Source organism: Novipirellula aureliae (genome assembly GCF_007860185.1).
Taxonomy (GTDB): Bacteria; Planctomycetota; Planctomycetia; order Pirellulales; family Pirellulaceae; genus Novipirellula_A; species Novipirellula_A aureliae.
The window spans coordinates 14,990-30,481 of sequence record NZ_SJPY01000005.1 but is presented as its reverse complement, the minus strand read 5'-3'; the positions used below and the strand labels follow the sequence as shown (position 1 = coordinate 30,481).

The 15,492-nt window shown below is 53.6% G+C and carries 10 protein-coding genes; 5 read left to right on the top strand and 5 right to left on the bottom strand.

The genetic code is table 11. The features are described from left to right. Positions 1 to 11 precede the first annotated feature (11 nt). From Q31b_RS15025 to Q31b_RS15010, 4 genes are all read left to right on the top strand, one after another. Positions 12 to 2,009, top strand: coding sequence for an ATP-dependent nuclease (locus Q31b_RS15025; protein WP_146600522.1), 1,998 nt, complete (start codon positions 12 to 14; stop codon positions 2,007 to 2,009). Beyond that, positions 2,006 to 3,769 (top strand): UvrD-helicase domain-containing protein, encoded by a 1,764-nt coding sequence (locus Q31b_RS15020; RefSeq protein WP_197171581.1) that lies wholly within the window; start codon positions 2,006 to 2,008, stop codon positions 3,767 to 3,769. Before Q31b_RS15025 ends, Q31b_RS15020 begins: the two co-directional genes overlap by 4 nt. Before the next feature lie 157 nt (positions 3,770 to 3,926). Beyond that, positions 3,927 to 4,352: a hypothetical protein gene (locus tag Q31b_RS15015; RefSeq protein WP_146600520.1), complete on the top strand. Its 426-nt coding sequence runs from the start codon at positions 3,927 to 3,929 to the stop codon at positions 4,350 to 4,352. Then, positions 4,349 to 4,582, top strand: a complete 234-nt coding sequence (locus Q31b_RS15010; protein WP_146600519.1) for a hypothetical protein — start codon at positions 4,349 to 4,351, stop codon at positions 4,580 to 4,582. The genes Q31b_RS15015 and Q31b_RS15010 overlap by 4 nt, the downstream gene beginning before the upstream one ends. A 178-nt stretch (positions 4,583 to 4,760) precedes the next feature. On the opposite strand, the gene Q31b_RS15005 is transcribed toward Q31b_RS15010, so the two are convergent. From Q31b_RS15005 to Q31b_RS14990, 4 genes are all read right to left on the bottom strand, one after another. Then, positions 4,761 to 5,357: a cation transporter gene (locus Q31b_RS15005; RefSeq protein WP_146600518.1), complete on the bottom strand. Its 597-nt coding sequence runs from the start codon at positions 5,355 to 5,357 to the stop codon at positions 4,761 to 4,763. A 65-nt stretch (positions 5,358 to 5,422) separates the two neighbouring features. Further along, positions 5,423 to 5,794, bottom strand: coding sequence for an RND transporter (locus Q31b_RS15000; protein WP_146600517.1), 372 nt, complete (start codon positions 5,792 to 5,794; stop codon positions 5,423 to 5,425). Between the two features lie 33 nt (positions 5,795 to 5,827). Then, complete coding sequence (locus Q31b_RS14995) at positions 5,828 to 9,064, bottom strand: efflux RND transporter permease subunit (protein ID WP_146600516.1); 3,237 nt, start codon at positions 9,062 to 9,064, stop codon at positions 5,828 to 5,830. Between the two features lie 12 nt (positions 9,065 to 9,076). Then, positions 9,077 to 10,762 carry an efflux RND transporter periplasmic adaptor subunit gene (locus tag Q31b_RS14990; RefSeq protein ID WP_146600515.1) on the bottom strand — a complete coding sequence of 562 codons (1,686 nt, stop codon included), beginning with the start codon at positions 10,760 to 10,762 and terminating at the stop codon, positions 9,077 to 9,079. Between Q31b_RS14990 and Q31b_RS29360 the strand changes: the two genes are divergently transcribed. Continuing rightward, positions 10,761 to 10,895: a hypothetical protein gene (locus Q31b_RS29360; RefSeq protein ID WP_261343862.1), complete on the top strand. Its 135-nt coding sequence runs from the start codon at positions 10,761 to 10,763 to the stop codon at positions 10,893 to 10,895. The genes Q31b_RS14990 and Q31b_RS29360 overlap by 2 nt on opposite strands. Positions 10,896 to 11,514: 619 nt before the next feature. Here the strand turns inward: Q31b_RS29360 and Q31b_RS14980 are convergent. After that, positions 11,515 to 15,492 (bottom strand): efflux RND transporter permease subunit, encoded by a 3,978-nt coding sequence (locus Q31b_RS14980; RefSeq protein ID WP_146600514.1) that lies wholly within the window; start codon positions 15,490 to 15,492, stop codon positions 11,515 to 11,517.

Sequence of the window (15,492 nt, the reverse complement as noted above, 5' to 3'; positions counted from 1 at the left end):
GAATCCAATTCTTGTATATCGCTCGCATACAAATCACTAATTACAGATGTTTCAAAAATAATACGATTGATTTTCAGCCTGGCCTAAACGTCATCATTGGCGAGAACAACGGTGGAAAAACAACACTGCTAAAAGCTCTCACGCTGATTTTCAATCGTAGAGGTGCTCGGCGACCAACAGTCCATGATTTCAATCGCCTGATTTCACCCTCGAAAGTGCCTCCTGAGATTGAGGTCGCTGTCACGCTTCGATCATCGGGCGATGCGGATTCGGATTTCGATCGCGGCCTAGTCGCAAGTTGGTTGACGAAACTAAATCCTCCATGGGAGGCCACGCTTACGTTCTCGTTTGCACTTCCCCAGCAAGATCATCCTGAGTTTGAAAAGATTGTTGGAAAGAAACCCACAGCCGATTCGTTTTTTGATGCGATTGACGAATTGTTGCCAAAATACGTTTCGCGAATCTACGGAGGCAACCGATCCACGCAGATGACGGTCGATCGCGAATTGCTTGCCAAATTTGATTGTCAATTTCTGGATGCCTTGCGAGATGTCGAATCAGAAATGTTTTCGGGTGGCAGTCCTCTTTTCAATACAATGCTTCGCGAAGTGCTTGATGCTAATACTGACGGGGAAGAAGTTCGCAGATTGCAGAAGAGCTTCCGTAAAAACTCGAAGGCCCTTCGCGATGGTTTGGTTGGCCGACTCGACACTGAGAAACTATTTGACCTCGTATCGCAAACTGGTGCGAGTGATGGCGGTGAGCCGATGTTGGATGGTGGTCTTCAGGAATCGGATATCATCGCGGCACTTCGACTCTACATCGCCACAGAGAAGTTCAGTTTCCCCGCAACCCACCAAGGATTGGGGTACAACAATCTGATCTACATTTCGCTGATGATGGCGAGTATGTCGTTCAGCGCATCAAAACGTCGTGGAGAAAACGCAGCAATCTTTCCAATGCTGTTGGTGGAAGAGCCCGAAGCACACTTACATCCGGCTTTGCAGCACAAGTTGCTGTCACACATCGTTAGCCGAATTGGCGATGAATCAAACTCAAGTCGCCAGATTTTTGTAACGACTCACTCGACGCATGTGACCTCAGCAGTCGGATTAGAACCGATTATTTGCCTTTCCGTGAACCGATCCGGCGAGATTAACGTTGCTTATCCTGCAAAATTATTTCCGGATACCAAAGAAGGGAGAATATCAAAGAACTATGTGGCGAGATACCTGGATGCGACAAAGTCAACGATGTTGTTCGCAAAGGGGGTTGTCTTCGTTGAGGGAATTGCAGAACAGCTGATTATTCCCGCAATTGCGAACCGTTTGTCGCTGCCACTAGATCAGTCTCACGTGGCGATCGTTAGGGTCGACGGGCTCACATTCAAGCACTTTCTACCGCTTTTCGGTATCGCGTCGGAACCATCGCAGATCCACTTGAGTCTGCAGCGAAGAGTTGCCTGCATTGTCGACGGTGATCCATCCCGAAAGTCGAAGGGCGAGAAAAATGCGAGGTGGCATGCTTGTTTTCCATTCCAACTGAACGCCGAACCTATGGCCTATGAATATCAAGACATTTCCTCGACGGCATTGGCACTTGTTACAGCGACGAAGAATCACGAACAGGTCCGTGTGTTTCATGCCACCAAGACTCTGGAATTCGATTTGGCGATTTCGAATAGTCAACACGTTCATCTTATCTCTGAGTCGATGCCACATCGGACGCATCTGGCTGAGTTGAGTAAGAACCAGGGAACGCTGCCGAGAGTGATCAAAGGGCTTTTCGAGGATGATGAGCTGATCGCCCTCAAAACGATCGCTGACAAGGAGGATCGAGAGCGACAGACCTACGCTGCCGCTTACTTGAAGTGTGCCGAAGGCTGCAAAGGCGAGCACGCTTTTGCGGTGGAACAGGTGATTCGCAACGCTGAACTCGAATTCGCATCCCCTACCTACATCGAGGATGCGATTGCCTGGGCAACTCAGACTGGAGTATCGTCAGCGTGAATGCAACGGAAATTAAGTCAGACGAGCGATTGGATGATATCGAACATCATTTTCGAGTGACGGCAGGGCCTGGCTCGGGAAAAACACATTGGTTGACTCACCACATTCACAATGTGGCTCGGCGATCAAGTCGATTAACATCAGTTTCAAAGATTGCGGTCATTTCGCACACGAACGTGGCGGTCAGAGAGCTTGTTAGCCGACTAGGCAACACCGCTGGGTCAACCGAGATTTCCACTATTCACTCTTTTTTGTATCGGAACATCGTTCGACCCTACCTCCACTTGGCTCCGGCGATTCTTGGCGGCACACCAATTGCTCACCAAGATGTAAACGGGCATGATGAGCATCATCCTTACACAAGAAGATTGCACGATTGGCTTAGGTCCAATGGAAAAGCTCGTCTGCTGTTGGGCAGCGAAAAGACGAAATACAAGCAGATCGTGAAATGCCTTCGAGCGATCGGTACGCAGGTCAACGACCACGGCGATGCAGAATTCGTTTACTTTGGCGACACATACTCGCAAGAAGTCGGGAATCTACTAACTCACACCAGTCTTCTTGGGTACAAAAAGCTATATTGGGAAGCCGGGCAACTCAGTCACGAAGACGTTCTCTTTTTTTCACATCGACTACTGAAATCGTTCCCTAATATCTGCCGTTTTCTCTCGGCTCGATTTCCGTATTTGTTCATTGATGAGTACCAGGACACCACGCCGATTCCGGCTGATATTGCAAACTGGTTGTCAGCGGAAGGAACCATAGTCGGAGTCATCGGCGACCCGGCTCAATCAATCTTTGGTTTTGCAGGTGCTTCTCAGGACCACTTTCAAAGACATTGCTTGCCGGGCCAGCGTGACTATTCGATTCTTGGAAATCGTCGAAGCACCGCTTCGATCGTATCGGTATTGAATAAGGTCAGAACCGATAGATTGCAACAAGAATCCCTACGAGACGCGGTGGGCAAGACACCAATCGTGGTGTCCGGTGAGCTGGCCACCGCTATTGAAACAACTAGGAAGTTCTTTGGAGAAGACGCGGATTTGCTTTGTTTAGCAAGAGACCACGCTAGCGTCTCAAAGATTCGACTGGCACTGGGTCACGCGACATCCAATCCTTGGAAGCTCCTCGATGCATCCGAGGTAGATCGCCCTCGGTTTCTGTCCCAACTAGCTGAATCCGTATCGCTATCCGATCAACAGATGTTTGACCTAGCCGTTCGTCGTTTGGCTCGCACTTGTTCCAGCAGCAAGAAATTGAGAGCGCCATTTGCAGGTGAAATTGCTGTTACTCAGTTGTTTCGATATGGATTCGCAGTTTCGCTTCTTGAATTCTCGATCAATCGGTGCGAGTTTTCGCCCAACGAAACCTGTCTGGATTTCTACAATGGCTTGCGAGATTTCGTCATGGGCGAGTTTTCCGGCGTCACTATTGCAAAGCCAAAGGCGATCGGCAAGTTCTACCAAGCAGCACAGAAAATCCGTTTTCGCGATCTTTTGACAACGGTACGCACTAGCGAGGAATCCAGGATGACTCGGACGATTCACCAAGCGAAGGGTTGCGAGTCTCATAGCTGTTTTGTCCTGCTTAGTGATGATGCGATTGACCACTTAATCAACCCTGTGCCAATGGATCAAGAGCACCAAATCACGTACGTAGCTATCAGCAGAGCTCGCGACCAACTCGCCATTTACTGTCCTTCCCACGATCGGGCGGCTGAACTGATTGGTCTAGGTTTTCGCAATCCAATAGCAAAATAGCCGGTCTAGAATTTCACAGTGTTCATACGGGGTGCAAGTTTTCTTTATTGACACTGGTTAAGCTCGTGCATATAAATAGGCTGTCGGTCGAGGGGTCGATATTAAAACTTCCGCCAATACTGCTAGGGCAGTGGCGAACTTCCTAACTGGAGAAACAATGAACAAGATTGATCTTGGCGCTCTCTCTGCGCGAATGCGGGAACTTGAACCTGAAGTTACTGCTGCTTACAAACACGTCGATGCCGAATGGGCGTCCGTTGTTAAGACACTTGAAGGTCTTTCCATACCATGCAAAGTTGGATACACCTACTGGTACGATGAAATGGATCACGTGAGCGACCATTGTGACTATAACGCCTTGGAGTGGCGAAAACACAATGGAAAGAAACGCTTGTGCTTGACGGAATACACGGCGATCGGGCCAGATCATGATGATCGCTATTCGGAGGCGGTGACTCCCTTTGAAGAATGGAGCATGGAGCAGAAAGTACAATTCCTACGGAGTGTTCCTAAGTTCTTCGAGATGGCAACCAAGCAGGTTGAACAGTTCTTAAAAAGAGCGTTGGAGGCGAGTGAGAAATGAACATGCAAGAACGTGCGCTCCCCGAGTGGGTCCGCGTTCTATGCGTGCCGGCACCGGTATTCGCTCTGATTCCGTCCTTGTATGTCGGCGGCCACGCGACAGCGATCATTTCGCTGTTGCTGTGGCGAACGAATTGCATGTTTTTCGGATCTAAGGAAACGCGCTTGCCTAGTCTGCTTGGAATGCGAATGAAGCGACTAACGATCAGTCGAAATGAACGGCCTGAATGAACCGCTGTTCGATTCTGCGAGTCAGTCATCTTTGGACATGACGTAGTCGCAATAGCCGCAAAAATGAGATCCATCGATTTCGCCTGTGGGGGTACTGTTACCACACCTTTCGCATACTGTATTGCAGTAGTTATCGCAATTGCAGTAGCGTGCACGACCAATCCACTCCACAACATCCTTAGTCGGCCTCACAATTTGCCTCCCTGAGAATTTTCACTCCCCCACGAATGACCACAATCGCGATGACCATGCCGATGACAAGGTCGGGGATTTGGGAACTCAGCAGCATGACAAGGAGACCGGAGACGATTACGCCAGCGTTTGCGATCACATCGTTGGCCGAGAAAATGAACGAAGCACGAAAGTTGACATCGCCGCCTCGATGCTTCCACAATAGTTTTAAGCAGTAGGCGTTAGCGATTAGTGCGACTACGCCCGTGCCTATCATCGCCCAGCCGACGGGATCGCTGCCGGAACGGAAACGCCGGAGTGCTTCGATCAGCACCCCGACGCCGAGAACCATTTGCAGAACTCCACTCGAAGTCGCCGCACGTCTGCGAATGTTTGCCGCTCTTCCGACCGCATACAGACTGACGGCATAGACGCTGGCGTCAGCCAACATGTCGAGCGAGTCCGCGGTCAAACCGGTCGACCGAGCAATCACCCCCGCCGTGAACTCTGCAAGAAACATCAGCGCATTGATCGCTAAGACGATCCGTAGCGTTCGCCGCTGGTCGTCATCGGTTGCCTCAAATTCACATCCGCAGTCGGTCATTTCCCTTCCTCTTTTCTATTGTCTACGGCGGCTGGAAGCCACCACCACTACTAGTACTACGCTACTCACTCCTCGGGTTGGGGCGGTTTGTGACCGGTCTTTGCTTCGTAGCGGGCGGCGAACTTATCGAACCTCGCCGGGCTGCATAGGAAGCACTGTGACTCGGGACGGGCATGTTCGTCACACCAATCATCCGCGTCCTTATACTTTGACACCAATGTTTTGTCGCACAACGCACATTCTTCTTCGGGCACACCATGCTCTACGCACCACCAACCGCCGTGGCTGTTGTCAACATTGGTCACGGCGGGTGAGCCGGATCCGGCAGCACCATCGGATGCTGTTTCGCTGTTTCCACATCCGCTGATTGCCAGTGTGCCGCTAACCAAAAAGGCCAAAGACAAACCACTCAAACTCATCATCCAATTCTTCTTCATTGTAAATCTCCTTCGGAATAGCCGAATTCAGGGTTAGACCGTCAGACGTTCGGGCAGCGTTTCTGATTCAAACGGATCGTCTGAATCCGACGCCTGCTCGGCCTCTGGGTCGGTCGGGTATTTCGGTTCGAGTTGATGACCATCATCATCTCCACCATCTCCATCAAACTTCTCAACAGGTAAATTGAAAACGACATAGAGTACTCGCAGCACGAGCAAACTCATCACCATCGCGCTGCAAACGCCACCGATGACGACCGTCGCTAGCGGTCGTTGCACTTCAGCCCCCATGCCAGTGCTGAAAGCCATCGGCACAAAACCGAGACTGGCGACAAGCGTTGTCATCAAAATTGGACGCAAACGAGTCATCGCCGCTTCTTCAACCGCTTCATCGAGCGAACGACCAAGTCGGCGAAGTTGCCGAATTGTCGAAACCAGCAACATGTCATCCAGAACCGCAACGCCAGATAGGGCAATGAAGCCTACCGCTGCCGAGATCGAAAACGGCATGTCACGAATCCACAAAGCTAACACGCCGCCAATCCATGCGAACGGTACCCCGGTGAAGACTCGTAGCGAGTCGACCCAGTTGCGGTAGGTCATGTACAATAGCGACAGGATCATCAGCAAGGCGATTGGCACAACAATCATCAATCGCAATTGAGCGCGTTCCAAATTCTCAAATTGGCCACCCCATTCGACACGATAACGTCCCGGTGGCAACTGAACCTTCTCGGCAATGACGCGTTGGGCTTCAGCGACGAAGCTGCCCAGGTCACGTCCCCGAACGTTCGACTCAATCGTGATTCGTCGCTGATACCAATCGCGTTTGATTGTGTTGGGGCCTTCGACTTTTTCAATCGTTGCCAATCGCGACAGTGGAATGCGTTGCCCCGACGGCGTGGCGACCAAGATTTGCTTGATCGCTTCGGGATTCGCTCTCGCCTTCTCTGGCAAACGAATGATCAACGGAAAACGCAATTGGCCTTCGTAAACCTCCCCGACATTGTGGGTGCCCAATGAACGAATCAGATTCATGATCGTGCTGGCGGGAATCCCGTAGCGTGCGATTTCATCTTGCTTGATGCGAATTTCCAACAGCGGTTGGCCGGAGACTTGTTCGACCTTGACATCCTCAGAACCAGGAATGGAATTGAGTACCCGTTCGATCTCGCTGGCCTTTTCTACCATTATGTCCAAATCGTCGCCGTAGAGAATCGCCGCGACATCGGAACGAACGCCCGAGATCATCTCGTTCATCCGCATCTCGATCGGCTGCGACATCGCCAATCGCGGTCCCGGCAAATCTCGTAATTCCTCCTGAATGGCAATGGTCAGTTCTTCCTGAGTCTCGGCGCGCGTCCATTCTTCTCGGGGATGCAAGGTGACGAATAGATCCGTGAGTTCCGTTCCCATGGGATCGGTTGCAACCTCTGCCGTGCCCATTCGGCTCCACACTTGAAAAATCTCATCGGGGAACTTTTCCAGTAGCACTTGCTCCATCTTTGTGTTGTACCGAATGGACTCTTCCAACGTCGTCCCAGCCAGTCTTACCACGTTAATCGTGATTGCACCTTCGGACAGACGCGGCACGAATTCACTACCAAGATTCGGGGCCACAAGTCCAAAGACACTGACCAACAATAGCAGTGCCGAGCCGATGACAAACGCCTTGTGATGCATCGTGAATCGCAGCACTGGCGAGTAGAGTCGTTTGAGGACTCGGATCAGCAGCGGCTCTTTCTCTTGAACGTTTTTTGGCAGAAACAGACTGGCCAATACCGGCATCAATGTGAGTGAAAGTACCATTGAACCGGCCAGTGCTATGATGACCGTTAACGCCATTGGACGAAAAAGCTTTCCCTCCACCCCTTCGAGTGACAAGATCGGCAAGTACACGATCATGATGATCAGTTCACCAAACATGGTCGGCTTGCGAACTTCAACCGCCGCATCGCGAATGATTTCGAGCCGACTCTTGCCGTGGTTGTTGTGGGCCAAGTGCCGGACGCAGTTCTCGATCATCACCACCGAGCTGTCGACGACCAATCCAAAGTCGATCGCCCCAAGACTTAGTAGGCTGGCCGCAATGCCGAACTTCAACATGCCCGAGAATGCGAACAGCATCGAGAGCGGGATCGCCATCGCAACGATCAAGCCCGCTCGCAGATTGCCCAGGAAGATGAACAGCACCGCGATCACCAGTAGACCACCCTCGAAGAGGTTTTTTTGGACGGTGTGGATGACGTGGTCGATCAATTCCGTGCGGTCGTAGACGGTTTGAATCTTGACGCCCGCAGGCAACGTATCTTGGATGCTGGCGATCTTTTCCTTGATCGACCAAGTCACATCGTGGCTGTTTTCGCCCATCAACATGAAGCCTAAACCGAGCACCGCCTCGCCACGTCCGTTCGCCGTCACCGCACCCCGCCGAATTTCGTGACCGATCTCCACAGTGGCCACGTCGCTCACTCGAACGGGAACGCCGTTGACTGCCGTGATCGCGATATTGCTGATCTCTTGGAGATTGACGGTTCGACCCACACCATGAACGAGCAACATCTCGCTTCCATCGGTCACCGTCCCTCCACCAACATTTTCGTTGTTCGAGGTAATGGCATTGGATACTTCCTCGAACGTTAGGCCATATTTGAAAAGATTATCCGGATCGAGCCTCACTTGATATTGCTTTTCATAGCCACCCCAACTGTTGACCTCCGCGACGCCGCGAACCGATCGCAATTGTGGTTTGACCACCCAATCATGGATCGTTCGCAATTCGGTCATCCGCTTGGTGCGTTCTTGTTTGGAGGCCGTCGAAAAGTCGACGCCGTCGTAGACGAGAACATAATGAAACACCTCGCCCAAGCCTGTGGAGACCGGTCCCATTTGTGGCCGCTGAATTCCGTCGGGTAATTCGACAGTCGACAACCGTTCGTTGATCAGTTGTCGGGCAAAGTAGATGTCAATTCCGTCGTCAAAGATCACGACGACCTGCGACAATCCGAACTTGGAAATCGAGCGTAGTTCGTTTAGCCCCGGCAATCCGCTGATCGCTTGCTCGACCGGAAACGTGATCTGTCGTTCGATTTCTTCCGAAGCGAGTGAGGGCGCGACGGTGTTGATCTGGATTTGAACCGGCGTGGTGTCCGGAAACGCGTCGATATCAAGTTGCAGTAACGAGAAACCACCGATGATCGCGAACAGCAACGCGGCCAGGATCACCAGCGCGCGGTGCTTGAGTGAAAAATCAATGAGCCAATTAAGCATCCGTGCATTCCTTTATTCAGCGACGCAGTCACAGCCTGCGCCTAGGTTGTTCTTGAGGAGTTGCGCCCGCAGCACGTCGCTGCCGTCAGTCGCGATCACTTCGCCGGGAAGAACTCCGGAGATGACCTCCGTAACGCCTCCGTTAGTCGCCCCCAGGCAAACGCTACGAACATGGAACACCTTGTAGCTTTCCGGGCTGTCGAAATAGTTTTTGTCACGAACGAAGACGACTTGGCAGCAGCCTTCCCAATGCGATGCCCCAGTCGGAATCACGATTGCGTTGGCTTCGCTTCGCAATAGGATCTCGCCCGTACCGAAGGTTTCGTTGCGGAGGCGTCCATCAGCGTTATCCAATACGGCCCGGACCTGAACCATTCGCGTCATCCCATCCGCCGACGTGCTGATCCAATCAAGTTTTCCGACCACCGGCATCCGACTTCCGTCGGCGTGAAAATGAACGGGCTGACCAATAGCGAGTTGGCTCATGTTTTCCAGCGGCACGTTCAATGTCATCCACATTTGGCGAACATCGGCTACCTGAAACAGAATCCGTGCCGGATCAACGACCTCACCGGGTGCCACGCTACGCTCAACAACGACACCTTCGATCGGCGAGCGAACCGGCAACAGATTTGACGTTATCGATTGCGAATCAAGTTGCCTGCGAATCGCGTCTGGAATACCAATCAAACGCAGTTGATCCAGCACCTGTTGCTCGCTGAGCCCCTGTAACGAGTTGACATCGACCGGCAAGCCAAGATTTCGTAGCGACTGGTCAGCGGCCAGCACATCGGCTTGCGCTTTCGCCAGTGCCGCCTCGGCATCCAAGATCCGCGATCCAGCAATTGCCCCGCGAGCATCACTCAATCGCGAAACGTTCTGCTGTTGCAACTTGCGTTCGGCAAGGGCTCTCAGTAGCGTTGTCTTCAGATCGCCGACTGCCGCAGCGTCGATCACGGCCAGTACTTCACTCTGGACAACGGGATCGCCCACATTCTTGGTCACCAACCAAACGGTTCCCGGCAAGCGTGACGCCAAACTGGCTTGACGGGTGGGGTCATAGACAATTTCCCCACTGCCGGTGATCACTTCGGTGATAGGAGCCCGCTGCACCAATTCCACGTCAACACCAGCCTGACGCACCGACTCGATCGAAGCGAACTGAATTCTCGCTTGGTAGATTTTGCAAGCACTATTGTTTTCTTTCCGAGTCGCAATTTCCAAGGCTCGCATCGCTCGTTCCAGATCGCTCGGCAAAATCGAAGGCGTCTCTTTCAACTGGGCGACGTCGGGATGTTCCAAAGTGCAGTTATGCACGCCGTGAACCTCGCACCAACCATAATCAGCACCTTTCGGCATCAACGTCGGATCACACTGCACGCAAATCGATTCGGGCACACTGTGTTCTTCGCACCAATCGGTGACGACCGGCTCGACCATTCCCGTCAACGCAGCAAATTTTGGGATTCGCCAGTCGTTATGATGTCCGTAATAGAACACCGCAGCGAAACCAATCAGGACCAAGGTCGGCCCAATGCTGCCCAGCACAAGGGATACCCCACGCCGGAGCGGTCCGCGTTGTTTTGATTTCTTACCCGTTTCAGTTTCTGCTGTCTCGACGTGGCGAACAGTGACGTACGGTTCAGCTGGATGCCGCTTCGGGTGCTGTTTCGGCGCATCAACAATGGAATGACTCATGGAAAACTCCTGCTGGCAATGGATTGGACAAGCCGGAAACGCAACCGTTGCGTTTTCCGAGCACGAACCGTGGATGCAAGCCAACCAGACGAGTCAAATCAAATCAAAAAGCGCAGCGACGAACCAAAACTAGTAACGTCAACGCAGTTCGCTGGTTAGCGAGCGGAGGCCAGCAGCGGCCTAGAGCAAAAGAGAAGCGTGCGCAAGACGCACCGATCGACCAGTGAGCAAATCGAGACGGTGAGGCTGTTCCTCGAACCGATCCACAAAAGCTTCGGGTAGACCAACCGGGTCCAAACAGAGAGGCTCGAAGTCCAGCATCCACTGAACGTCTACGATTACCCGATGGTTTATCCCTGGTGCGACTTGGCATTCACAGCCGGATTCACACGGACAAGGCGACTCGATCGGAGACTGTTCACCCTCGCCACACGGTTTGCTTTGGCTCTTTGAGCAACAACAATCGCAAGGATCCGTGATCGCAGCTTCAGCACTCACTGCATGCGCATCGCCACCCGCACAGCATACTGGGCAGGCGATCACACGAAGTGCGATAAACGATACGAGAAGCAGGCGAAACATTCGGAAACGCGTCCGGTTATTGCTTTTTCTAGAGTAGCGGTTGGAATCTAGCATAGGTTGAAAACAGCTTATCAGCAAGGCCGATGCCAAAATAAACAGAGTGGGTAGCGGAACTCGTTAAGAGTTTCGGTGGATGGTGCTTGAAGGGTCGAAAGTCTTGACGACTTCCGCTACGAGTTTTCCGCGAACCGCTCATCTTTAATCCCTAACCGCAACTTCCACTCCATCGCACTGCAATAAAGCACCGGTACGACCAGCATCGTCATGATCTCGATCGTCATGCCACCGAAGCTGGGGATGGCCATCGGCACCATGATGTCGCTGCCGCGACCGGTGGAGGTGAGGACTGGGATGAGTGCTAGCAGTGTGGTTGCCGTGGTCATCAAACACGGTCGTACGCGGCGCATCCCGGCGGTGACGGTGGCTTCGCGAGCGTGCTTGGCGTTTTCGATGTGATCCTTGCGGAAGCTCTCGTCGAGGTACGAAGCGATCACGACACCGTCATCACTGGCGATTCCGAACAAGGCAAGGAAGCCGACCCAGACGGCAACGCTTAGGTTGATTGTTTTGACTTGGAACAGCTCACGCATATTCGCGCCGAGCAAACTGAAATCGAGGAACCATTCGGTGTCGTACAACCACAGCATGATGAAGCCGCCCGCCCACGCGATCAGGATGCCACTGAAAACCAGCGATGTCGTGATGGCTGATTTGAACTGCATATACAGGATCAAGAAGATAATCCCCAGTGCTAGCGGCAGAACGATCGCTAGCGTTTTCTGCGATCGAATTTGGTTCTCATAGTTGCCCGCGAACGTGTACGTCACACCGGCTGGCAGCGTGAACTCGCCCGAGTCGATCTTCGATTGCAAGAACGCCTGAGCATCTTCGACCACATCGACCTCCGCTTCGCCAGGCTTCTTGTCGAACAGAACGTAACCGAGCAAGAAGGTGTCTTCGCTCTTGATGACCTGTGGGCCGCGTGTGTAGCGAATGTCGGCGAGTTGCCCGAGTGGAATCTGCGGCCCCATCGGGGTTGGGACCAATATTCGCTCGAGCGATTCGAGGTCGTCGCGCAACTCACGGGCGTAACGCACACGGACGGGGAATCGTTCGCGACCTTCAACAGTCGTTGTGATTTGCCGGCCGCCGATCGCGACTTCGATCACGTCCTGCACGCTGCGGATGTGCAGTCCGTAGCGTTTGATTGCATCACGGTCGATGTCGATTTCCAAGTACGGCTTGCCGACGATGCGGTCGGCGATGACGGCGGATGATTGAACGGTCGGAATTTGCTTCAGCAACGATTCCAGCTCCAAGGCAACCCGCTCGATCGTTTCTAGGTCAGGGCCTTTGACCTTCATTCCCATCGGCGCACGCATGCCGCTTTGCAGCATCACGATCCGAGCTGCGATTGGTTGCAGCTTGGGTGCCGAAGTCGTGCCGGGAATCTGGGCCGCTGTCGTGATTGCTTGCCAGATGTCATCCGGCGTGCGAACTTCGTCACGCCATTGTCGGAATGGACGACCATTGGAGTCGGGAATCAGCTTTCCCGATTCATCACGGACAAAATCGCCGGTTTCCTCGTCATAGCGGAAGTTCAGCCGATGGCCGTCTTCGTCCGATCTATATTCGGACTTGTAAGTGATGTAGGTCTCGATCATCGACACCGGAGCGGGATCGAGTGGCGTGTCGGCGCGGCCGATCTTGCCCACCACCGATTCGACCTCGGGGATCGAAACAAGCAATTGATTCTGCAACTGCAACACATCCATCGCTTCGCCGATCGAAGCGTGCGGCATCGTCGTTGGCATGTAGAGGAACGAGCCTTCATCAAGCGGCGGCATGAACTCTTTGCCGAGTCCCGGTAGGACGTTCGTTGCTGCTCGCCACGGTCGTGAGCCGCGAACGGACGCTTCGGATACGCCGACCAGCGATAGCGTCTTGGGCACGACGCCGAACACTATGTCGAATCCGAGCCACGCGGATCCACCGAAAAGCAAGATCGCTGTTGGCAGCGTCAAGAACGCGAGCTTGTGATTCAAACACCAGCGTAGGATCGGTTCGTACAGAAACCGTTGGAACAGCGTGAAGAATCCGAGAATGCCGCCAATCAAGCCGCCCACGAAAAGCAGGTTCAGCAGCAAGCCTTTCTGCGGCCCCAGCGGCAACCACTCTTGCGTCAGCAGCACACCCACGACCAACGCGGCAACGGCGCTGGCCCCGTAAGGTCCGTATCGCTGGAACCGTTCGGGGATGCGTTCTTCCCACAACTTGTAGGCGGACAATCCGATCAAGATTGCTCCCACCCACCAAGTCAACATCATTGACGCGGCGATGCCCAGGATCAGCAAGGCAAACCAAGCTCCCCGGCGCAGGCTTTTCGATTCGATTCGGCCGCCCATCAAGATATGCGCCGCCGGCGGAATGATGGTCAATGCGACAATCACTGACGCTGCCAACGCGAATGTCTTGGTGAACGCCAACGGCCGAAACAGTTTCCCTTCCGCACCGATCATCGTGAACACGGGCAGGAAGCTAACCACGGTGGTCGTCACGGCAGTCAACACCGCACCGGCAACCTCGTGCGCCGCTTTGAAGATCACCGTCAGCTTGTCATCTTCCGGCGCAGCTTCATCCAGGTATTTGAGAATATTCTCGGTAAGTATGATCCCCATGTCGACCATCGTCCCGATCGCGATCGCGATGCCCGACAGCGCAACGATGTTGGCATCGATCCCGAATGTTTTCATCGCGATGAAGCACATCAGCACGGCAAGCGGCAACAGCGCACTGATCAAAAACGAACTGCGCAGGTGAACGACCATCACCAAGATCACGATGATGGTGACCAAGATTTCTTCGACGAGTGCCGTGTTGAGCGTGCCAAGCGTTTCGTAGATCAAACCGGTTCGATCGTAGAACGGCACGACGGCGACTTGGCTGGTCGTGATCCAAGTGGGCCATTTGTCCTGCGACATGCCGCGAAGGTGTTTCACCCAAGCGTCGCTGCTGGTCGTCGCTCCGGTGATGGATTTAAGCCCGTTGCGATCCGCGTACAGGTCAACCTCGTCAGCGGTCGTTTTCTGGTAGTCGACCAACACCTTCGTCGGCAGGCCGGGCGATACCTCTTGGATTCGTTGTTTGATGTTTTTGATTGCTGCCAACGGGTTGTATCCGTAGCGCACCACCGCGACACCGCCAACCGCTTCCGCGCCGGCCTTGTCCAACGCACCACGCCGCAGCGCTGGCCCAAGCGACACGTGGGCAACGTCGGCGACCGTGATCGGCACGTTGTCGGTAACCTTCACGACCGTCTTCTCGATGTCTTCGATATTCTCGATGAAGCCAAGACCGCGGATCACGTATTCGGCTTTGTTTAGCTCGATCGTTCGAGCACCCACGTCCACATTCGTCATGCGAATCGACTCGAACACGCCTGCCAACGTCACGCCGGCGGCCCGCATCGTATCGGGATCGACGTCAATTTGGTACTCCTGAACGAAGCCGCCAATCGAGGCCACTTCGCTGATGCCTTCAGCCGACGTCAACGAATAGCGAACGTAGTAATCCTGGATCGTTCGCAACTCACGCAAATCCCAACCGCCGGTCGGGTTGCCATCCGGATCGCGGCCTTCGAGCGTGTAGAGAAAGATCTGCCCAAGTGCCGTGGCGTCAGGACCAAGTGTTGGCTGGATTCCATCCGGCAGCGTTCCAGCCGGCAGACTGTTTAGCTTCTCCAGCACACGAGTTCGCGACCAATAGAAGTCCGCGTCTTCGCCAAAGATGATGTAGATCGACGAGAACCCGAACATGGAATAGCTGCGGATCGTCTTGACCTCGGGGATGCCCAGCAGCGCAACAGTCAGTGGATAGCCGATCTGGTCCTCGACATCCTGCGGGCTGCGTCCCATCCACTTCGTGAACACAATCTGTTGGTTCTCGCCGATGTCGGGAATCGCGTCGACGGGAACGGGATCGCGAGGGAACGCGCCGGTGTCCCAGTCGAACGGCGCGACCATGACGCCCCAACCCAGCGTCGCAATCACTAGCAACAGGACGACCAGCTTGTTGGTCAGGCAGAACCAAATCAGCCGACCGAGCATCGTGCGTTTCGCGTTCTCAATGGATACATTGCTGTCAGTCAT